Source organism: Bradyrhizobium sp. UFLA05-112 (genome assembly GCF_053572325.1).
The window spans coordinates 67,228-87,534 of record NZ_JBANBK010000014.1 but is presented as its reverse complement, the minus strand read 5'-3'; the positions used below and the strand labels follow the sequence as shown (position 1 = coordinate 87,534).

Sequence of the window (20,307 nt, the reverse complement as noted above, 5' to 3'; positions counted from 1 at the left end):
CGATGACGTCCAAGAGCTCTTCCCTGAACAAGGTCTTCGCCGACCTGCCCGTCACCATCTTCGAGGCGATGTCGCAGGCCGCGCGCGACAATGCCGCCATCAATCTCGGCCAGGGCTTTCCCGACGATCCCGGCCCTGAGGACATCCGCCGCGCCGCGGCCGATGCCTCTGTGAACGGCTACAATCAGTACCCGTCGATGATGGGCATCCCCGAGTTGCGCCAGGCGATCGCGACGCATTACGGCCACTGGCATGGGCTGAAGCTCGATCCGATGAGCGAGGTGATGGTGACCTCCGGCGGCACCGAGGCGCTGACCTCGGCGATCCTCGCGGTGGTGCGGCCTGGCGACGAAGTGATCTGCTTCCAGCCGGTCTATGATTCCTATCTGCCGATCATCCGCCAGGCCGGCGGCATTCCGCGCCTGGTGCGCCTCGAGCCGCCGCATTGGCGGCTGAATGAGGACATGCTGAAAAGCGTGTTCAATCCAAAGACCAAGGCGGTCCTGTTCAACAACCCCTTGAATCCGTCCGCCGTCGTCTTTCCGCGCGAGGACATCGAGCTGCTGGCACGCTACTGCCAGGAGTTCGATGTGATCGCGATCTGCGACGAGGTCTGGGAGCACGTCACCTTCGACGAGCACAAGCACATCCCGCTGATCACCATTCCCGGCATGCGCGAGCGCACCATCAAGGTCGGCTCGGCCGGCAAGATCTTTTCGCTCACCGGCTGGAAGGTCGGCTTCGTCTGCGCCGCACCGCCGCTCTTGCGGGTCGCGGCCAAGGTGCACCAGTTCCTGACCTTCACCACCGCGCCGAACCTGCAGGCCGCGGTCGCCTATGGCCTCGGCAAGCCGGACGAATATTTCGTCTCGATGCGCAAGGATCTGGCGCGGAGCAGGGACCGTCTGACCAAGGGCCTGGAGAGCCTCGGCTTCCCCGTGCTGAAGTCGCAAGGCACGTATTTCCTCACCGTCGACCTGTCGCCGCTCGGCCTCAACGAGAGCGACACCGAGTTCTGCTGGCGGATCGTGAAAGACTACAAGGTCGCGGCGATCCCGGTGTCGGCGTTCTACGAGCAGGACCCGGTGACCTCGGTGGTGCGCTTCTGCTTTGCCAAGAAGGACCAGACGCTCGACACCGCACTCGAGCGGCTGTCGGACGCGGTGCGCGGGCGCAAGAGGTAGACCTGAGATGACGAACGTCGGCCGTTCCGGCTTTGGCCTTGGTTTCGCGATCGCCGCGGCGCTGACGTTGCTTTGCGCTCCCGCAGGGGCCGAGGAGCGCGTCGTCAACTTCTACAACTGGTCCAACTACATGGCGCCGGATGTCTTGGAGGCCTTCACCAAGGACACCGGCATCAAGGTGGTCTACGACACCTTCGATGCCAACGAGACGCTTGAGACGCGCCTGATGGCTGGCAAGTCCGGCTACGATGTCGTGGTGCCCACGGCGTATTTCCTGCAGCGCCAGATCAAGGCGAACATCTTCCAGAAGCTCGACAAGTCGAAGCTGCCGAACCTTGCCAACGCCTGGCCGATGGTGAACCAGCACCTTGCGACCTACGATCCCGGCAACGTCTTTGCCGCGAACTACATGTGGGGCACGACGGGCATCGGCTACAACGTCAAGAAGGTGAGGGAGATCCTCGGGCCCGACGCCAAGATCGATAGCTGGGACATCGTCTTCAAGCCGGAGAACCTTGCGAAACTCAAAGACTGCGGCGTGCACATGCTCGACTCCGCCGACGACATCTTTCCGGCGGCGCTGAACTATCTCGGGCTCGATCCGAACTCCACCAAGCAGGCGGACCTGGAGAAGGCCGCCGACGTCGTGGCGAAGGTCCGCCCCTCCGTGCGCAAGTTTCACTCGTCCGAATATCTAAGCGCGCTCGCCACCGGCGAGATCTGCTTCGTGGTCGGCTGGTCCGGCGACATCATGCAGGCCCGTGCCCGTGCGGCCGAGGCCAAGAGCGGCGTCGAGATCGGCTACACGATCCCTCGGGAGGGCGCGCAGATGTTCTTCGACAATCTCGCGATCCCTGCGGACGCCAAGAACGTCGCGGAAGCCTACGAGCTGATCAACTATCTCTACCGTCCGGATGTCGCCGCCAAGAATTCGGACTTCCTGTCCTACGCCAACGGCAATCTCGCCAGCCAGAAGCTGGTCGACCCGAAGATCCTGAATGACAGGAACATCTATCCGGACGATGCGACGCTCGCAAAGCTGTTCGTCATCACCGCCCGTGATCCCGCCACGCAGCGGATCATCAACCGGCTCTGGACCAAGGTGAAGACGGGGCGGTAGTCATGCCGCGTTCGGCGAGCCAAGCAATCCGAAAACCTCGATCCTCACCCTGAGGAGCTTGCGTAGCAAGCGTCTCGAAGGGCGAGGCCGCCAGCGGGGCCTTCATCCTTCGAGACGCCGCGCAAGCGCGGCTCCTCAGGATGGGGAGCGGGCAGGCTGGCTCCGCCCGGAACCGGAAGGTAGAGGGGCGGCCGTCATGCCTGATATCAAACCGGCAACCGAAACTCTGGAAAACAACCCCATGCAAAGTAGAACCGCTACCTTCGGGTTACCGGCGGTGGCGGTAGCTAAATCGCTATGAAGTCTGGTTTAATTGACCCGCAGGCGCAAAACCTGAAGCACCTCGCGCCCACTCCGGAATGACCATCGAGAGACCAGGCAGCGACGCTGCCTACCACGCATAACGCACCGTTCCCTTGCCGGCGTAGGAGCGCGTCACGTTGGAGAACTCGCCCTCGAAGCTTGCTGCCGCCGACCAGCCGTTCAGCCATTTCATTTCGGCGGAGGCGGTGGTGAGGGCGGAGTCGCTCGCAGCCCGTGCGCCGTTGACGACGAAGCTTGCGCCGGGGAGCGCCTGGAATGTCGCCGCGACGGAGTGATCCGGATTGAAGTCGTGGGCCCAGGCGGCGCGGCCGCGCAAGATGAGGATGCCGTTACCCATGGCGAAGGATTTGTCGGTGCGCAGGCCGAGCTCGCTGCGCGTATCGGTGACGCTCTTGGCGGCATAGGCCAGTGCGAAGGCATTGCTGCCCGAGACGACCGTCTCGGCATAGGCCGGCAGATTGAACGTCGTGAACTGGCCCGCGGCATAGGGCGTGAGGCCGATGCCACCGATCCACGGTGCGACAAAGCGATAGCCGCCTTCGAGACGGCCGCTCCACGCATTGGCGTTGAACTCGGCGCGCAGATGATCGACACTGGCGAGTGTCACGGTGCGATCGGTGGTGACGTCCTGCCAGCCATAGGCGAGGGCAGCCGAGATGTAGCTCGGACCGTTGTTGTGGCGGACGTATGCGCCGGCCTGGAACAGGTCGGAGCGGCCCGTGCCGCCGCCTTTCACGGAGAAGTTGGTGCCGCCGCCGGCGAGCGCGAAGCCGGCCATCGTCTGCGGCGAGAACCAATGTTCGGCGCCGGCGGCGGTGCCGAACAGGCGGCTGGTTGCGCTGTTCGATCCCTGTGCGGTGTTGCCATCCGTCGTCTGTGATCCGGCGAAGCCGGAAGCCCACACGCTCCAGCGCTGCTCGAAGGTCGTCGCGGAGGGCGCCTTGGCAAACATCGCAAAGGCGTCGCGTGCTGCACCTGCCGGCGCGCTGTCGGCGTAGGCCGGCGGAGCGGAGCCGACGGTGTCGCGCGCCGAGCCGGAGGGATCGGTGAGCAGGCCCATGAACTGGCCCATCGCCTGGAACGTGGTTCCTTGCGAACCCGCCGCGGTCTCGCCCGAGGCCTGCGTCAGGCCGGGCGCCGTCAGCCCGCTATAGACCAGCGAGATGCCGCCATTGGCGTTGAACGCGCTGATGATGGCGTTGCCGACCTTCTGCTGGTTGCCGGAAAGGCCGCTGCCCGGCGGCGCAACGAAGGTCAGGATCAGGTTGAGATAGGCGTGGGTGCCGTCATAGCTCAGCTCGGTGTGGAAGTTCGACGGCAGGTTGGTTTGGACGACTGAACCGAACGTGCCGTCGATGCTGCCGGCGGTCAGGATCGTGTACTGCTTGGCGACGTAGCTGCCATTGGCATAGACCGCTTGGAGCGTCGATCCGCCCAGCGTCGCCGTACCCGAGACGTTGGCGTAGCTCGACGTCGTCGGATTGATCTGCACCATGTAGAAGGCGCCGGATTGCAGCGCGAGGCTGCCCGCCACGGTCAGCGACGAGTTGGCGGTGCCGTTGCCGGCCGCGAGCGTGCCGCCGGCGTTGACGGTTGTCGTGCCAACGGTGCCGCCGCCGCCCAGGGTCGCGCCGCTGCCGACGGTAACGCTGCTCGACGCCGCAATCGATCCGTTCACGACGAGGGCGCCCGCATCGACAATTGTCGCGCCGGTGTAGGTGTTGATACCCGAGAGCGTCAGTGTACCGGTGCCGACCTTGACCAACGATGTCCCGGTGAGGCTCCCGTCGCCGGTGAGCACGCCGGTGACGGTGGTCGACAGATTGTTGCTGCCGACCGTCAGTTCAACGCTATTGAGGTCGAAGCGGCCGTTGCCGGCGATGGAGGCGGCTGTGAGTTTGCCGTCGCTGCCCGGGCCGGGGGTGAAGAAGTCGAACACGGCGGTGGACGCGGTGTTGATGAGCTGCGCGTTGTCGGGCGTCGAATCGCCGTCGAACAGCACATTGCCGCTATTGATGATGATCGCGTTGCCGGCCGTGGAGTTGCCGTAGAATGCCAACTGATTGTTGTTGGTGATGGTGGCGTTGCCGGCCGTCGCGTTGGTTTCGAAGGTTAGCTGGGCGTTGTTGGTGATGGCCGCATTGCCGGCCGTGGCATTGGCGCTGAATGCCAGCGTGCCGGCGGAAACCGTGGCGCCGGAAAAAGTTTCCGCGCCGGTCAGGGTCAGCGTGCCGGCGCCGGACTTGGTCAGGGCGCCGCCGCTGAGATCCTGGCTCAGAACGAAATTGTTGGTTGCGTCCGCAGTGTCGAATGTGCCGCCGCCGGCGCCCAGATTGATGCTGCGTGCGGTGGTGCTGAATGTCGTGCCTGATATTTGGAGGGTGCCGCCGTTGAAGGTCAGGCCGCCCGCGAGGTCGCCGAGATTGGCGTCCGAGGCGACGCTGACCGTTCCGCCGGCAAAGGTGGTGCCGCCGGTATAGGTGTTGGCGCCCGTTAGCGTCAGCGTGCCGGTGCCGATCTTCACCAGAGAGGCACCGCCGCCGCCGTAGTTACCGCCGTCCACGATCGCGCCGCTGACGGTGGTCGACAGATTGTTTCCGCCGACCGTCAGCGCGTTGGCGCCGAGGTAGAAGATGCCGTTGCCGGCGATCGAGCCGGCGCTGAGCTTGTGGTCGCCGTTCGGGCCGGAGCTGCCGGAGAAATCGAACACGGCGTTCGGGTCGTTGTTGATCAACTGCGCATTGCCCGCGGTCGCGTTGTCCGTGAAAGAAGTGTTTCCGACGGAACTGAAAGGCCCGTTGCCGTTGTTGGTGATGACGGCATTGCCGGCCGTGCTGGTGCCATCGAAGGATAGATTATAGGCGTTGTTGATGGTCGCGCTGCCCGCCGTGCTGGCGCCACTGAAAAACATCGCGAAATTATTGGTAATGGTTGCGCTTGCTGCGGTACTCGAGGCGCTGAAGGCCAAGACGAAGTTGTTGGTGATGCCGGCGCTTCCCGCCGTGCTGGTTTGATTGAAGCTGATTATGCCGTTGTTGGTGATGCCAGCATTACCGGCAGTGCTCGAACCGTAGAAGGTGAACTGCCCGCCGTTGTTGATCGTCGCGCTGCCAGCGGTGCTGGTGTCGTAGAAAAACGCGCTGTCGGTGCTGGCGAGGGTGATGGTGGCGCTGCCGGCCGTGCTGGTGCCGTGGAAACTCAACGAGCCGGCATAGCCGTTGAGGTTGATGTTGGCGCTGCCAGCCGTGCTCGAATTGTAGAAGCCAACGGCGGTGTAGTCGCCGCCGGTGATGCTGGCGTTTGCGGCCGTGCTCGAGTCGTTGAAGATGAGCTGGCCACGGGTGTTGTTGGTGATGGCGGCGTTGCCGGCCGTGCTCGTGCCGTAGAATATCAAGCCGCCGTTGTTGGTGATGGTGGCGCTGCCGCCGTTGACGGTGATGCCGGCCCCCCCGAAGCTCAACTGACCGCTGACGTCGAAGGTGTAGCTCGAGGCGCCCGCATTGAAGGTCCAGCCGCCGACCGAGGCACTCGAGATCACCAGGCTGGTGGTGTTTGAGGTGCCGAAGGAGGCCGTGCCCCCCGGCACGACGCCGCCGTCCCAGTTCGAGCCGGTGCCATAATCGTTGCTGCCGGGAGAGGCGAGCCAGGTCGCATCCTGTGCAAGGGCGGGCGCGGCCGGCAGCATCCAGGCCAGGGCCAGCGCCGACGACGTCAGCAGTACGGCCCGCAGCCGGCGGGTCGCTTTGAAACAATCTTTCCTCAACTCGTCCCCCATCACGCGTCAGCGAGTCCGTCTCCGACAAGACTCTTCTCATTGGCTGGGAGTGCTGTCCTGATAAGCGGCCGGCAAGTTTCTGAAAGTTTCTGATATTTCCGTTTCAGACCCGCTTTTCCGGCATTTTCGACAGACTTCCGCTATATGAGCGGTCTGGAGAGACGCCTTGGGGGATGACGTGCTTCGTTTCGCCGGCTTCGAGCTGGACCGGCCGCGCGCTGAGCTGCGCGGGGCCGATGGGGTTGCCATCAAGCTCCGGCCCAAGACCTTCGAGATGCTGCGGCTATTCGCAACCAGCGGCGGCCGGGTGCTCAGCAAGCAGGAGCTGATGGAGGCGGTCTGGCCGAACGTCCATGTCGGCGAGGACAACCTGTTCCAATGCATCCGCGAGCTTCGCACCGCGCTCGGCGACGAGCGGCGGCAGCTGATCAAGCTCGCCTCAGGCGGCGGCTATCTGCTCACGGCAGAGGTTGAGGCCGAGGCCGAGGTTATGGCGGACGCCGAGGCGCTTCCGCTCGCCCAGGCCGAGGCGGCCGGGCCTGCAGCGCCGGCTGAAGGTGCCCCGCTACAGGTGAGCACGCAGCGCTCCATCTCCGGTTTGAGCCGGCGGGCCATGGTCGCAGCTTTGGCCGGGCTCGGTGTGATCGTCATGGGGCTCGCGGTCGCCGCGCCGGTGTTGAAGCCGGACCTGCTGTTCAGGCGAACGGCGCCGCGCATCGCCGTGATGCCGATCGTTGACGCCAGCAACGATTCGCGCGGCGCCGGGATGGCGGAGGAGGTCACCGGGCGCCTCACGGACGGCTTTGCGAAGATCCAGAACATCAGCGTGGTTGCGCCGCGATCGCCGGCGCTCGCGGGCGTCGAAAGCACCAGTGCGCGGGCCGCATCACCCGACTACGAAATCCGCGGCGAGTTGCAGCATAGCGATCAATCCTGGACGCTGCGGGCGCGGATGATCAAGACAGCCACCGGCGAGGTTCAGTCGGTCGTTGCGGCTTCGGTCGCCGCGGACGAGTCGGACGCGCAGCTTGCGCAGTCGCGGCTCGCCGCGGGCGTCGGTTATGTGCTTGCGCGCCGCTTGAATGAAATTCTGGAGCCGAGTGTATCGTCATCCGCGAGCCGCAAATCGTCCGCAGGCGGCGACAAGGTCGCCGTCGAGCAGGCGCTCGCCTCGATCAACCAGACGACGCGCGAGCGCTTTGGCGCGGCGCAGGCGATGCTGCAGAAGGCGCTCACCGACGACCCCGATAACGCCGATCTCGCCGTCGCGCTCGCCTCGCTGCAGATGCGCGGCATCCAGATGGTCTGGTTCAGCCCGGACGAGGCCGTTATGGTAGAGGCGAAGGCCAATGCGACGCTCGAGCAGGCGTTGCGGTCGAAGCCGAATTCGATTCCGGTGCTCGAGGCCACTTGCCGCTTCCTCAGCGCGACCAACCATTTCGTGGAGAGTCTCGTCACCTGCGCCAAGGCACTGAGCTTCGATCCGTGGAACGGCTCTGCGCTCTATCTGATCGGATTAGGCCAAATCTATCTCGGCCGTTTCGACGATGCGCTCGCGACATTCCAGCAAGCCGATCGTTACGACACGCCGCCGGCCTCGCGCTGGACCTGGCTGCTCGGCGTGGGCCTGGCGAATGTCTTGATGGGGCGTGACGAGGAGGCGTTGCCATGGCTGCAACGCTCGATCGCGATTACGCCGGGGACCGGCCGCTCGCACTTTCTGCTCGCCGCCGCCTACCAGAGAATGGGCCGCCTCGAGGAGGCGAGGGCGGCGGTCGCGGAGGGATTGAGGCTGCGGCCCGGCACGACCCGGCTCAACGTCTCGCCGCCGATGAAGAACGCAAGTCCGGTGAATATCGCAGCCTGGGGACGCGTCGTGCAGGCCGTGGTCGAGGCAGGGTTGCCGGAGCAGTGAGGGCGGTTGTGCAGCCGCGTGCTTGGTCGTCATGCCCGGGCTTGTCCCGGGCATCCACGTCTTTGATCCCGTGTTTGGAGGCGCGTGGATGGCCGGGACGAGCCCGGCCATGACGGAGAGAGCTGTGCTGCCTACCGCCATCTCCGGTGCAGCCACAGCCACTGCTCCGGATATTCGCGCACCCAGCCTTCTACCACGTTGCTGATCGCCTGCGTCGTGCCCTGGACGTCGATCTTGCCTTCGGCGTCGCGCACCGGCGGGATCTCCTCGGTCAGCTCGGCGCGGAAGCGATAGCCGGGCAGGCGGATGATGCGCACGCCGTGAATGGGGCATTCGACTTGGCGCAAGAGCCGCGCCAGCATCGGGTTGGCGCGGGTCTTGCGGCCGAAGAAGGTGACCTCGACGCCGCCGGTCAGATACTGGTCGACCAGCATGGCGACGTGCTGCCCGTTCCTGAGTGCTTCGCCAAGCCTAAATGGCGCGTCGCGCCCCGCTGGGATCAGCGTGCCCATGTTGACCTGGCGCATCTCCTGGATGATGCGGTCGGCGGAGGCGATGTTGGGGCGGCGATAGAGGATGGCGGCATCGAGCCCGTGCGCGACGGCGGCGAGCGCCGGTAGTTCCCACATGGCAAGATGTGAGGTGAAGATCAACGCCGGCTTGCCATCATCCCTGATTTGGTCGAACAGCTCGATTGTCCGCGGCGGCAGCTCGATGCGGCTGTTCTCCGGGTGGGCGCGATCATAGTCCCAGACACGATCGATATGGGCGAACTCGGCGCCGTAGCGACCGAGACTGTCCCACACGCCCATCAGGATTTTTTCAATCTCCTCGGGCGATTTCTCGGGGAAAGCTGCCGACAGATTGGCACGCGCGATCTTGTGCTCGCGCAGGCGAGGGCCGATCAGGCGGGTGACGCGGGAAAAGAAATTCGAGGTCTTGAGCGGATCGAAATAGCGCGTTGTGCGCAGCATGCCGACGGTCGCGGCGCCGATCAGGCTCCCGCTGATCGATTTCGCAGCCTCCCGCGCGCGGGCCTTCGTGCTCGCAGTCAGCAGCGCCATGCGTCCGATCAGGCCGGTTCGCGGGTCAGGATCAGCGAGGCGTTCTGGCCGCCGAAGCCGAACGAGTTCGACATTACGGCGGTGACGCGGGCATCGCGCGCGGCGTTGCCGACGACGTCGAACAGGATCGTGGGATCCGGATTGTCGTAGTTGATGGTCGGCGGAATCCGCTGATGCTCGAGCGTGAGCAGCGAGAAGATCGCCTCCACGGCGCCTGCGGCCGAGATGGTGTGGCCGACCATCGACTTGTTGGAGGTGACCGGAATCTTCTGCGCGAGCTCGCCGAACACGGCCGAGGTCGTGTTGAATTCCATTTTGTCGTTTTCCGGCGTCGCGGTGCCGTGGGCGTTGATGTGGTCGATCTGGTCCGGCGTCATGCCGGCATCGGCCAGCGTCTTGTTCATGCAGCCGATGATCGGCTTGCCGTCGGGCGAAGAGCGGGTGCGATGGAAGGAATCGGTGAGTTCGCCGCAGCCGGCGATCACGCCGAGAATCTTTGCACCGCGCGCGGTCGCCGCCTCATAGCTTTCCAGCACGAGGGCGCCTGCGCCTTCGGCCATCACGAAGCCGTCGCGATTCTTCGAGAACGGCCGCGAGGCGGCCTGCGGCGGTTCGTTCTGTGTCGAGAGCGCGGAGAGCAGCGAGAAGCGCACCAGCGCCTCCGGATTCACGGTGCCGTCGGTCGCGACGCACAGCGCAGCATCGGTCTCGCCGCGGCGGATCGCCTCGACGCCGAGCTGGATCGAGGTTGCCCCCGACGCGCAGGCGGTCGATAGCGAGATCGGCGAGCCCTTGGTGCCGAAGGTCTCGGCGAGATAGGCCGCCACCGAGCCGAACATGAAGCGGTGATGATAGGCGTTGTACTTGCCGCCGCCGGAGATGCGCAGGAGATCATCGTAGGTGAAGTCGGGCTTGCCGACGGCGCGGCCGAGCTCGCGGCGTTGCGGCCATTCCACCTCGACCGGCGCGACCGCGAGGAAGAGGGGGCCCGGGAAATCGCCCTTGGCGCCGATGCCGGCCTGATCCAGCGCTTCCTCCGTCACCATCTCGGCCATCCGTTCGGAGAGGCCGGTGGAGGAGAACGGATCGACGCTGACGAAATCGACCGTGCCGGCCATCGTCGTCTTCAGCCCGTCGGTGGGAAAGCGCGTGATGGTGCGGATGCCGGATTGCCCGGAAACGAGCTTAGACCAGTTGTCGGCCTTGCCGGCGCCGAGCGAAGTCATGATGCCCATGCCGGTGACGACGACGACGGGCCGTCCGAATTTGTCGCGTGGTGCTGTCATGATTCCCCCGCTCGTCTCAATCGTCCCAAACAACCAGCCGAACGCGTGTTAGCTGACCGCTTCCACCAGCGCCATGCCTTCGCCGCGCCAGTGTCCGGCTCCCACCACCACAATCTGGGTCGGAGCCGACTGCATTTCAATCTCGAGACCGGTCGAATCGTTCGGCGGGAACAGGGCTCCGCGCGAGAGCGACAGTGCGGCGAGCGCAATTCCGAGCGGGAACTGCGTCTCCATGGTGTGGCCGAACATGGTACCGGTGGCGCGAACCGGGAAATCCGCATGGCTCTCGAGGAAGGTGCGCTCCTCGGCGGTCGCCGGCTCCGCGCCGGTTGCCCCCGTGATGATCGCGCCCTTGCCCTCGCGCCTGGGCAGCTTCGACCACAGCTTCTGAAGCGTCGCGGTCAACTCGCCCGGCTGCTTGCGCCTGGCCAGATCAGCCACCACGCTCGTCAGCTTCGCGAACGGTTTTGCGCCGCGCGCTTCCGCATGGGCCTTCGATTCCAGCACCAGGAACGCTCCGGCCGAGCCGAGCGCGAAGCCGGCGTGGTCCTTGCGCGCCCAGACCGGAGCGAACTTGTCCTTCAGGTTGAAGTCGCCGAACTCGTAGAGGACCATCAGGTCCTTGCGCTCGCCATTATGCGAGCCGCCGACCAGCGCAATGTCGCTCTCGCCCGAGGCGATCCGTGCCAGCGCGATGCGCGTGGCATCCGCGCCTGCCACCTCTTCGCCCATGAACGTGCGCGAGGTGCCGCCGAGACCGTGCACGATGGCGATGTTGCCGGCGAGCAGGTTGGAGAGCTGGGCCAAAAACAGCGTCGGCCGCAGATCGCTCATCAGCCGCTCGTTGAGGAAGCCTGGCGCATTGGCGCCCTTGGCCTCGGCCGTGAGCACGCCGGTATCGACGTTGAGATCGCGCTCGCCGCCGCCGGCCGCGACCACCATGTCGATCTTGGACAGAATGTCCTTGTTGCCTTTGATCCCGGCGGAGTCGAGCGCCAGGCCCGCGGCATAGGTGCCGATGCGCTGCCAGGCTTCCATCTGGCGCTGGTCGCCCTTCTTCGGGATCTGACTGTCGAAACTGACCGGCATCAGGGGATGCACGATGAAAGGGGCAAATCCCTTCTCGTCCACGTTGATACGCCGCTCGCCGAGCGCGACCCAGTTGGCGTCCAGCCCTTCGCCGAGCGAAGTGGCGAGCCCAATACCGGTGATCCAGACTTCCGTCTGGCCGGGCTTCGTAGCAGGGGTGTCAGTCATGGCGATACGGCCTGTTGCGGAAAGCCGATGCGCTTGGCGAACGCGTCCATGTAGCTGCGCATATCCGCATTGGGGAAGGGAATCTGCGTGAAGGTGAGCGTCGAATTCGCGCGCAGCTTGCCGCCGACCCTGATCTTGGCCTCGGTCATGGCATAGCCCGAGCCCTCATGGGCAAGGGTTGCCTCGATGCTCATGAGATCGCCGGGGAAGACCGAGCCGCGGACCTTGGCCTCCTTGACGGCGGCGAGGATCGGCATGCGCTCGAACTTCAACACGCCGAGCTGCAGCCAGCCCGAGGCCTGCGCCATCGATTCGATCAGGAGCACGCCGGGCATCAGGGGATAGCCCGGAAAGTGTCCCTCGAAGATGGTGCTTTCCTTCGGAACGAGCGCCTCGACGACGATCCGCTTCTCGTCGACGTTGAGGTCGACGATGCGATCGATCATGTGGAAGTATTCGAGTTGCATGGTCGCGCGATCAGGTGCTCGCGCCCTTGGCCGCCACCAGCTCGTCGATGCGCGCGCACAGGTTCTTCAGCACGAAATACTGCTCGGTGGTCGCCTTGCCGTCGTTGACCTCCTGGGTCCACTTCTCCAGCGGCAGCTTGATGCCGAACTGCTTGTCGATCGCGAACGCGATGTCCAGGAAATCGAGGCTGTCGATGCCCAGATCGTCGATGGCGTGGCTATCCGGCGTGATCGTGTCGCGCGGGATGTCGCAGGTTTCAGCGATGATCGTGGCGACCTGATCGAATGTAGAGGACATCACTAAGCCTTTGATATATTGTAGCTATTTTTCAGATTTTCCAGAGAGGCACGGTGGGCGGGCATCGCGCCCCGAGTGATGCCCTCAAACGCCCTCTGGCCGGGTCGAGTGCCCGTATATCGGAGGGCAGCTCTGAGTTCAATGGAGCCGGGCGGGGCCTAAGAACAGGGCTGGGGATGCCGGTCGAAGCCCCGCGAACCGGGCCTCTCGGGGCCGGCTGCCTAGATATGCGGCGTCGTGATCTTCACGCAGTCGCGCCGGCCCATCAGCACGCAATCCTGGGTCCGGCGCAGGTCGGCAATGCTGACCGCGAGCCAGATCCCGATCGCGGTCAGCGCGATGGTGAAGGCGAGGGCTGCGATGTTGGCGAGCATGCGGTGGCGAAAGTCGTCCGGCTCGTCGCGGGGCTGCTCATAACGCGAGAGGTCGAGCGGTTCCGGCGCGGGCTGGGCGCGCAACGGCTGAACGGTACCGTTCCCCGGCCGGGGCGCGGCCTGAAGCTGGCTGCGCGGCCTGAACTGGAGCACCCGGTGCTCGCCGTCCGAGGTTATGGGCCGCTGGGTTTTCATGCCAAAGGATCAGTCGCGGATCAGCTTTCAAAGCAGCGAAATTTAGATAGCACAGGGCTGCGAAGCGTTGCAGAAAATCTTCACAACGCTGAGGTGCATTGGCGATTTCGGAATTATTTCTCCGAGGCCGTTTCCTGTGTCTCTTGGAACCTAATTTGCCGTCCCGGCCGTCATGGCATAATCGTACGGACGTCCAGGACGTTTCCAGCAACCTTTGAGGGTCTTTCATCATGACCAACACGCGCGAGCCAAGAGTGCACCCGGTGCAGATCCTGTCGCTGAGGCCGACGCAGATGACGGTCGGCATGCGCGAGGTCAAGGAGAAGCGCAAGCGCTGGCGCGAGCAGGACAAGGAGAAGCAGGCGGACGCGCTGGGCAGGCACATGATCCCAGTGGTCTACGGGCCGGACCAGCGCTACTACGTCATCGACCATCATCACCTTGCCCGCGCGCTACATGACGAGGGCGTCAAGGACGTGCTGGTCACCGTCGTCGGCGACCTCAGGATGGTCGAGCGCGAGGCCTTCTGGGGCGTGATGGACAACAAGCGCTGGGTCTACCCTTACGATGCCAAGGGCGAGCGGCGGCATTTCAAGGACCTGCCGAAATCGGTCGCCGATCTCAAGGACGATCCGTTCCGCAGCCTCGCTGGCGAACTCCGCCGCATGGGTGGCTTCGCCAAGGATACTACGCCGTTCTCCGAATTCCTGTGGGCCGACTATTTGCGCCGCAAGCTGTCACGCAAGGCGGTCGATGCCAATTTCGACAAGGCGCTGGAGAAGGCGATGGCTGCCGCAAAGATCAAGGACGCGATCTATCTGCCCGGCTGGTGCGGACCGGCGGGGGATGACTAGGGCGCGACGCTCACGTCAGTCGCGCTGGAAGACCTTGGCGCCCGGATAGACGCGCCGGGCGTATGTCACGACCAGCTCCCGATCCTGCGTCTCCAGGAAAGGGGTGCGGATCTGGCACGACCCGACGATCAGGTGCCACAGGCCATTAAGCTTCTGAACGAAGACGTTCATTTGAGTGTTCCTCGACAACTTTGCATTCCGGCAAAGGCTGCTTGTCAGCGGCAGCCTTGCCATTCACGATCGTGATCCCGAGCGCAAAATTCCCAACACGACTCGCGCCCAACGTAAAACGACGGTGACTATTGTTGGTCGCGCTATCCGAGAGTGGAGTTCGCGCGGTGCATGCGTCGTTTTGGACTAGTCTGGAGCATAAGAAACTGTCGCCGTCGCTCAATTGTACGAGCCGATGCGGAGGGCATAAGAAGGGATGAGCGGGCTAAACCAAAGTATTCCGTTGTTTGCCGGAGCGTTCCTTGCAGGACCTCATCACGGTCTCTTGAGCGAAATCGTTTTCCTGCCGCACGAAAAGATCCTGAAACAAAGCCGTTCCATGCTTCGGGGATCGAGCCCAAGAAGGAGGAAGGAATGCGCCGTCTGGTCTTCGCCGCCGCCTTGCTCGCGGTCGCCGCAGTAGGGTTTCATAGTTTCATCTCGGCTTCGCTTGCCGTAGCTCGCGAAGCCAAGGCAGCGACGTTCGCCGAACGCTTTGCCCCAGCGAACGAGTTGATGGCGAAGCACTGACTCCGTCGCGCGAGACGCGCGCATCTACGCGGCGGCCCCCATACATCGGGCGGCAAATTCGGCAATGAGGGCTGTGATTTCCGCCGGGCGCTCGAGGCTGGGCAGATGTGCGACACCCGGCATCTGACGACCTTCCGCGCCGGGTACCGTCGCTGCCACGTGACGACAGCGTTCCTGAACATGGGGAAAGTCGAGATCGCCCCAAATCACAAGGGTCGGCACGGCGACGTCATTGAGGCGATGGAAGAAGGGTTGAATGTCGATGTCCGATCCGAATGGCGAGGCGCGGAGCGCGATGCCGTTCATGTCAAGGAACAGGTCGCGAGCGGGGCCCGCTACGCGGCCTTCCGGGGCCAATGGTCCGTCCAACAAGAGACGCGCCTTCATCGCGTTCAACCGGTCCAGATCGCCTGATGCCTCAATCCCCTTTGATTGCGTCGTCAGCTCATCGATTTCGGGAGGATAGATCGGATCAGGTGCGCCTGCGACATTGGGCGCGATCAGAACGAGGGCGCCAACACGCGATGGGTGCCGGAGGGAGGCATCAAGCGCGATGCGTCCCCCGAGGGAGCAACCGACGAGGACTGCGCGCTTGCCGTCTGCGGTAGCATCCAGCACTGCCACGAGGTCTGCGAGGGCGGAGAAGTCCTCCAGCTCGGCGTGAGTTTCGCCGAACCCGCGCCGGTCATAGCCAATCGCCTTATGCGTGGCGCCTAGCCCAATTAACTGGTCGCGCCACATGCGCCGGTCGCACACGTTGGCATGAAGAAAGATGATGGGAGTGCCGCTGCCCACGATCTCCGTTGCGAGCCTGGCACGACCAGACGTGACATAGTGCATAAATTGCAGGTCCAAAAAACGATGACGTCTGCGAGCGAGCTCGATTGAGTCCAGAACACCGGTTGCTTGCATGGGCGTGCTGCAAATGTTTGATTGGTAGAGTGATGCGCAGGGACTAGCGCTCCCGCGTGTCTCGTCTCGCCGTTGTCTCGACATCATGCGGCTCCTTCTCGCCGCCGAGCGCGCGGTGCAGCCAGCGCTCGGTGCGGTTGCCCACCGTGAGGATCAGGAAGGCCAGGGCGAACGCCGTGCCGATGATCAGCCACTCTCCGGCGCCGCAGGCAATCCCGAGGCAGGCCGCGAGGAAAGTGCAGGCGGCGCTGGTGAGGCCGCGCACGCGAAAATGCTCACTTTCGTGGACGATGACGCCGGCGCCGAGAAAGCCGATGCCGGTGAGGATGCCCTGGATGACGCGACTGGTCGCGTCTGAGATCTTCCCGGGCTCGGCGAACTGGACCGCGAGCAACACGACAGTCGCAGTCGACAGACCGACGATGCCGAGCGTCTTCAACCCGATCGGCTTGCCCTGCAGATCGCGGTTCAAGCCGATGGCGCAGCCTGCGAGCGTGGCGGTGCCAAGCCGCAGCATGATCTCGGGCCAGTCGAGCGGCGCGATCATTGTTTCGGCAGGCGCCCCATCAGGTAAAACTCGTCGTTCGGTCGCATGCCCGTGAAGTTCGCGAGCCGGTTCGACATCGCGAAAAACGCTGCGATCGCAGCGATGTCCCAGATGTCGTCGTCGCTGAAACCGTGGGGGCCAAGCGCGGCGAAATCCTCCTCCGAAATCCGCTGTGCGTCGGCCGAGACCTTCATTGCGAAATCGAGCATCGCTTTCTGCCGCGGCGTGATGTCGGCCTTGTGGTAGTTCACCGCGACCTGGTCGGCGATGAGCGGATTCTTGGCGCGGATGCGCAGGATCGCGCCGTGCGCGATCACGCAATACTGGCACTGGTTGGCCGCCGAGGTTGCAACCACGATCATCTCGCGCTCGGCCTTGGTGAGGTCGGAGTCTTTCTCCATCAGCGCGTCGTGATAGGCGAAGAAGGCGCGAAACTCGTCGGGCCGGTAGGCCAGCGTCAGGAACACGTTCGGCACGAAGCCGCTTTTCTCCTGCACGGCAAGGAGGCGCGTGCGGATGTCCTCCGGCAGCGCGTCGAGGGCCGGAGTGGGGAAACGATTTTCGGAGGGTTTGGTCATCGGCATGGTTTTCCGGATTGGGGTCGCAACCATAGTCGAGGCGGGTGCCGTGCTCAACGTCCGGACTATCCCCGACGGGCAAGGAAAGTCCTCAGAACGAAGAATTACGACTATCAGATGCTCTGCACCGATCTCATCGGGGAAAAAATGATTCCGCTGAAGGCGATGATCAAGGCTAGCGAAGTCAGAGATTTCGGCAAGCTCATCACACACGAGGAAGAAGAAGTTCTTCTGGTATTATCGGGTGAAATCGTATTACACACCGAATTCTACGAGCCCACGGTCATGCCTCTCGGAGGGATGCCGGCGCCTGGCAAGGGCCTCCCCAAAATCCGCAATTCAATCGATCCAGAAGAGGGAAAGCGCATGACCCAGCCTTCTACATCCCGCCGCAACCTTTTGAGCCTGGGCGCCGTGGGCGTCGCGGCAGTCACCGTCGCCGCATCAGGCACGGGCGCGCAGGCGCAGTCGTCGACCAACACTCTTCAGCGCATTCGCGACAGCGGAGAACTCAAGATAGGCGTCGCGCAAGGCGAACCGTGGTTCTACAAGGATGCGCGGTCGAATGAATGGTACGGGATCGGCTGGGGCGTTGGCGTCGCTCTTGCGCGCGATCTCGGCGTGAAGCCCGTTCCGGTCGAGACTACATGGGGAAACGCGGTTGCCGGCCTTCAAGCAGGGCAATTCGACGTCATGTTCGTGCTCGACGCCACGCCACAACGGGCACTGGCCATCGACTTCCCGGTCGAGCCGATGTTCTGGTATGCGCAGGGCCTGTTGGTCCGCGACGGCCTCACGGCGAAGTCATGGGCCGAATTCAACAAGCCGGAGGTCAGGATAGGCGTCGTCCTCGGCACCTCGCCCGATCGTGATATCACGACGAGACTTCCCAACGCGCAGATCGAGCGCTTCCCGTCGGGCGATGAAACTGCGGCTGCCTTCCAGGCCGGTCGCGTCGATGCGATTTCGCTCTTTCATCCCGCGCTTGTGATGCTTCAGGCGCGCGTCAAGAAGGGCACAGTCGTCCTGCCTGAGCCCATTCGCGCCTCGAGCACGAGCGCGGGTGTTCGTCGCGATACCGACAAGACCTGGCGCGACTGGCTCGGGCTGTCGCTCGCCTACTACTATGCGACCGGTGAGACCCAGCGGATCTACGAGGACTACCTGAAGTTCCGGAGCATCGACGTTTCGAAAGCTCCCGCGATCGTTCGCGAACTATGGAAATGATAGTCCTGTCGTAACACTGCGTTTTCCCGCTGGCCGCAAGTGCGGAAGTAGCTGTCGTGCGATATACCTGGGACTTCAGCCCCGTCTGGAACAACGCAGGCTTCCTTCTCGGTGGCCTGCTGAATACTCTCTGGCTGTCAGCATGCGCCATTGTTCTCGGCATGGCGATCGGCCTCGTTCTCGGACTCATGCGCCTGGCGAAGTCCCGGGCGCTGTCGCTTGCGGCCACGGCGATCATCGAGTTCTACAGGAACACACCTCCGCTCGTTCATTTCTTCTGGTATTTTTACGGCTTGCCCATCGTCACCGGCGTAAGCCTCAGCCCCTTTTCGGCAGCCCTGCTGGCGCTGTCAGTCCAATCAGGTGCGTTTTTCGCCGAGGTTTTCCGGGGCGGCATCGTTTCAATCGAAAAGGGCCAGTGGGAAGCTGCGCGCGCCCTTGGCATGAACTACACTCAGCTCATGTGGCGGATCATCCTGCCCCAGGCCATGCGCAGGATGGTGCCGCCTCTGATGGAGCGGTCCTTCGAGTTGGTCAAGACGACGGCGCTTGCAGCGACGGTCGCTTACGGAGAGCTGCTCTACCGGGCGATGACGGTCGCCTCCCAGAGTTTCCGGCCGCTAGAAACCTATACGGCGGTGGCGGCCATCTTCTTTACCGTTCTCCTGGCCGCAAGCCTCGTCATGCGTCGGGTCGAAGCCCGCCTGCACGGAAACGGCGACTGACATGAGCTACGAATTCCAGTTCGCCGAAATCTTCGCCAACACCGACCTGCTGTTGCGCGGCATCGGCCTGACCTTCGCACTCTGGGCAATAGCCTTCACGTTCTCACTGATCGTCGGACTATTCCTCGGAATCGCCAGAAGCTCTCAGCGCAAATGGATCAATTGGCCGGCCTCGCTCTACATCGAGGTGTTCCGGAACACGCCCGTCCTGGTCCAACTGGTATGGTTCTACTACGCGTTTCCGGTGCTGACGGGCCTCCAGACCACACCGTTCGTCGCCGCAAGCCTGGGACTCTGCCTGAACACGTCCGCCTATTGTGCAGAGATCTATCGTGGCGGCCTGCAATCGATTTTCCGAGGACAATGGGAAGCGGGACGTGCCCTCGGCATGCCGTATTGGAAAGTCATGCAGCGGATCATTCTCCCGCAGGCGCTGCGGCGGATGATTCCCGCATTCACAAACCGTGGTGTCGAGCTCGCCAAGATGACCTCGATCGCCTCCGTCATCACGGTCAATGAGCTGATGTATCAGGCCCGGTCCCTGAGCACGCAGACATTCCTGCCGCTCGAAACTTTTACGGTCGTGGCGATCATCTACTTCGTCCTGATCTATCCCGGCACGCTTGCAGCATACCTGCTCGAGCGCCGGCTGAATGCCAGGGGAGCCTGATCCTATGGACAACGACATTCTGCGGGTCGAGAACCTCAACAAGAGCTTCGGTGATAATCACGTGCTGCGCGGCATCGACCTGGCGGTGAAGCCCGGCGAACGCATCGCCATTCTTGGCTCGAGCGGGTCCGGTAAGAGCACCTTCCTCCGCTGTATCAATTTCATGGAGACGCCTTCTGATGGCCGCATCTGGCTCGACGGCAAGGCAATCGGACAAGCGACCGGCAAGAACGGATCAGGCGCAATCCGCTATAGCGAAGCCGAACTGTGTCGGCTGCGCACCCGGATCGGAATGATCTTCCAGCAGTTCAACCTGTTCCCGCACAAATCCGCGCTTGAAAACGTGATGGAGGGGCCCCTCTCGGTGCTCGGTAAATCCAAATCGGAGGCGGCCGCCAGAGCGCGCCACTACCTCGCCAGGGTGGGGCTTGCCGAAAAGGCCGACCAGTTTCCGGCTCGGCTCTCGGGTGGGCAGCAGCAGCGCGTCGCCATCGCGCGAGCGCTCGCGATGGATCCCGAGATACTGCTTTTTGACGAACCCACGTCTTCGCTCGATCCGGAGTTGGTCGGCGAGGTGCTGCAAGTCATCCTTGGTCTCTCCAAGGAAGGCCGCACGATGCTGCTCGTCACGCACGAGCTTGGCTTTGCCTATCATTTCGCGACGCGCGTACTCTTCCTTCATGAGGGGCGCATCCACGAGGAAGGGGCGCCCGAGCAGGTGCTCAAGACACCCCAGAAAGAACGCACCAAAGCCTTCCTCAACCGCTTCACCGAATTCAGCTTCTAGGCATGGT

20 protein-coding genes are annotated in these 20,307 nt (G+C 63.6%); 9 read left to right on the top strand and 11 right to left on the bottom strand.

The genetic code is table 11. From position 1 onward, the window contains the following. Positions 1-2 precede the first annotated feature (2 nt). Together SO180_RS11120 and SO180_RS11115 are read left to right on the top strand one after the other, a co-directional pair. Entirely contained in the window at positions 3-1,184 is a 1,182-nt protein-coding gene (locus SO180_RS11120) for an aminotransferase (RefSeq protein WP_449378857.1), read from the top strand. A gap of 7 nt (positions 1,185-1,191) precedes the next feature. Further along, a complete protein-coding gene (locus tag SO180_RS11115; protein ID WP_449378856.1) occupies positions 1,192-2,304 on the top strand; it encodes a polyamine ABC transporter substrate-binding protein in 1,113 nt (370 codons plus the stop codon). A 391-nt stretch (positions 2,305-2,695) separates the two neighbouring features. Here SO180_RS11115 and SO180_RS11110 read toward each other — a convergent pair whose 3' ends face one another. After that, positions 2,696-6,391 (bottom strand): autotransporter outer membrane beta-barrel domain-containing protein, encoded by a 3,696-nt coding sequence (locus SO180_RS11110; protein ID WP_449378855.1) that lies wholly within the window; start codon positions 6,389-6,391, stop codon positions 2,696-2,698. A 190-nt stretch (positions 6,392-6,581) separates the two neighbouring features. Between SO180_RS11110 and SO180_RS11105 the strand changes: the two genes are divergently transcribed. Continuing rightward, positions 6,582-8,318, top strand: coding sequence for a winged helix-turn-helix domain-containing protein (locus SO180_RS11105; protein ID WP_449378854.1), 1,737 nt, complete (start codon positions 6,582-6,584; stop codon positions 8,316-8,318). A gap of 131 nt (positions 8,319-8,449) precedes the next feature. On the opposite strand, the gene SO180_RS11100 is transcribed toward SO180_RS11105, so the two are convergent. From SO180_RS11100 to SO180_RS11075, 6 genes are all read right to left on the bottom strand, one after another. Then, entirely contained in the window at positions 8,450-9,382 is a 933-nt protein-coding gene (locus tag SO180_RS11100; protein WP_449378853.1) for a lipid A biosynthesis lauroyl acyltransferase, read from the bottom strand. A gap of 8 nt (positions 9,383-9,390) precedes the next feature. Continuing rightward, a complete protein-coding gene (locus SO180_RS11095; RefSeq protein WP_449378852.1) occupies positions 9,391-10,668 on the bottom strand; it encodes a beta-ketoacyl-ACP synthase in 1,278 nt (425 codons plus the stop codon). A 48-nt stretch (positions 10,669-10,716) separates the two neighbouring features. Continuing rightward, positions 10,717-11,925, bottom strand: a complete 1,209-nt coding sequence (locus tag SO180_RS11090) for a beta-ketoacyl-ACP synthase (protein ID WP_449378851.1) — start codon at positions 11,923-11,925, stop codon at positions 10,717-10,719. After that, positions 11,922-12,392 (bottom strand): 3-hydroxyacyl-ACP dehydratase FabZ family protein, encoded by a 471-nt coding sequence (locus tag SO180_RS11085; RefSeq protein ID WP_027523670.1) that lies wholly within the window; start codon positions 12,390-12,392, stop codon positions 11,922-11,924. Before SO180_RS11085 ends, SO180_RS11090 begins: the two co-directional genes overlap by 4 nt. Positions 12,393-12,402: 10 nt before the next feature. After that, positions 12,403-12,690: an acyl carrier protein gene (locus SO180_RS11080; RefSeq protein WP_254094404.1), complete on the bottom strand. Its 288-nt coding sequence runs from the start codon at positions 12,688-12,690 to the stop codon at positions 12,403-12,405. Between the two features lie 221 nt (positions 12,691-12,911). Then, the gene (locus SO180_RS11075; RefSeq protein WP_449378850.1) at positions 12,912-13,259 is read right to left on the bottom strand and encodes a hypothetical protein; all 348 of its coding nucleotides are present in this window, start codon (positions 13,257-13,259) and stop codon (positions 12,912-12,914) included. A 230-nt stretch (positions 13,260-13,489) separates the two neighbouring features. On the opposite strand from SO180_RS11075, the gene SO180_RS11070 reads away from it, so the two are divergent. Then, the gene (locus SO180_RS11070) at positions 13,490-14,113 is read left to right on the top strand and encodes a ParB-like protein (RefSeq protein WP_449378849.1); all 624 of its coding nucleotides are present in this window, start codon (positions 13,490-13,492) and stop codon (positions 14,111-14,113) included. Between the two features lie 15 nt (positions 14,114-14,128). Here the strand turns inward: SO180_RS11070 and SO180_RS11065 are convergent, their stop codons facing one another. Further along, positions 14,129-14,284, bottom strand: a complete 156-nt coding sequence (locus tag SO180_RS11065; RefSeq protein ID WP_449378848.1) for a hypothetical protein — start codon at positions 14,282-14,284, stop codon at positions 14,129-14,131. Between the two features lie 414 nt (positions 14,285-14,698). On the opposite strand from SO180_RS11065, the gene SO180_RS11060 reads away from it, so the two are divergent. After that, positions 14,699-14,854 carry a hypothetical protein gene (locus SO180_RS11060; protein WP_449378847.1) on the top strand — a complete coding sequence of 52 codons (156 nt, stop codon included), beginning with the start codon at positions 14,699-14,701 and terminating at the stop codon, positions 14,852-14,854. A gap of 24 nt (positions 14,855-14,878) precedes the next feature. Here SO180_RS11060 and SO180_RS11055 read toward each other — a convergent pair whose 3' ends face one another. The 3 genes from SO180_RS11055 to SO180_RS11045 are packed head-to-tail and all read right to left on the bottom strand — an operon-like array spanning position 14,879 to position 16,891. Next, entirely contained in the window at positions 14,879-15,766 is an 888-nt protein-coding gene (locus SO180_RS11055) for an alpha/beta fold hydrolase (protein ID WP_449378846.1), read from the bottom strand. A 43-nt stretch (positions 15,767-15,809) separates the two neighbouring features. Then, a complete protein-coding gene (locus SO180_RS11050) occupies positions 15,810-16,310 on the bottom strand; it encodes an MgtC/SapB family protein (RefSeq protein ID WP_449378902.1) in 501 nt (166 codons plus the stop codon). Next, positions 16,310-16,891, bottom strand: coding sequence for a peroxidase-related enzyme (locus SO180_RS11045; RefSeq protein ID WP_449378845.1), 582 nt, complete (start codon positions 16,889-16,891; stop codon positions 16,310-16,312). The genes SO180_RS11050 and SO180_RS11045 overlap by 1 nt, the downstream gene beginning before the upstream one ends. Positions 16,892-17,257: 366 nt before the next feature. On the opposite strand from SO180_RS11045, the gene SO180_RS11040 reads away from it, so the two are divergent. The 4 genes from SO180_RS11040 to SO180_RS11025 are packed head-to-tail and all read left to right on the top strand — an operon-like array spanning position 17,258 to position 20,300. Continuing rightward, positions 17,258-18,118: a transporter substrate-binding domain-containing protein gene (locus SO180_RS11040; RefSeq protein ID WP_449378844.1), complete on the top strand. Its 861-nt coding sequence runs from the start codon at positions 17,258-17,260 to the stop codon at positions 18,116-18,118. A 56-nt stretch (positions 18,119-18,174) separates the two neighbouring features. Next, complete coding sequence (locus tag SO180_RS11035; RefSeq protein WP_449378843.1) at positions 18,175-18,843, top strand: amino acid ABC transporter permease; 669 nt, start codon at positions 18,175-18,177, stop codon at positions 18,841-18,843. A 1-nt stretch (position 18,844) separates the two neighbouring features. Beyond that, entirely contained in the window at positions 18,845-19,513 is a 669-nt protein-coding gene (locus SO180_RS11030) for an amino acid ABC transporter permease (protein WP_449378842.1), read from the top strand. A 4-nt stretch (positions 19,514-19,517) separates the two neighbouring features. After that, positions 19,518-20,300, top strand: coding sequence for an amino acid ABC transporter ATP-binding protein (locus tag SO180_RS11025; protein WP_449378841.1), 783 nt, complete (start codon positions 19,518-19,520; stop codon positions 20,298-20,300). The last annotated feature ends 7 nt before the right edge of the window (positions 20,301-20,307 follow it).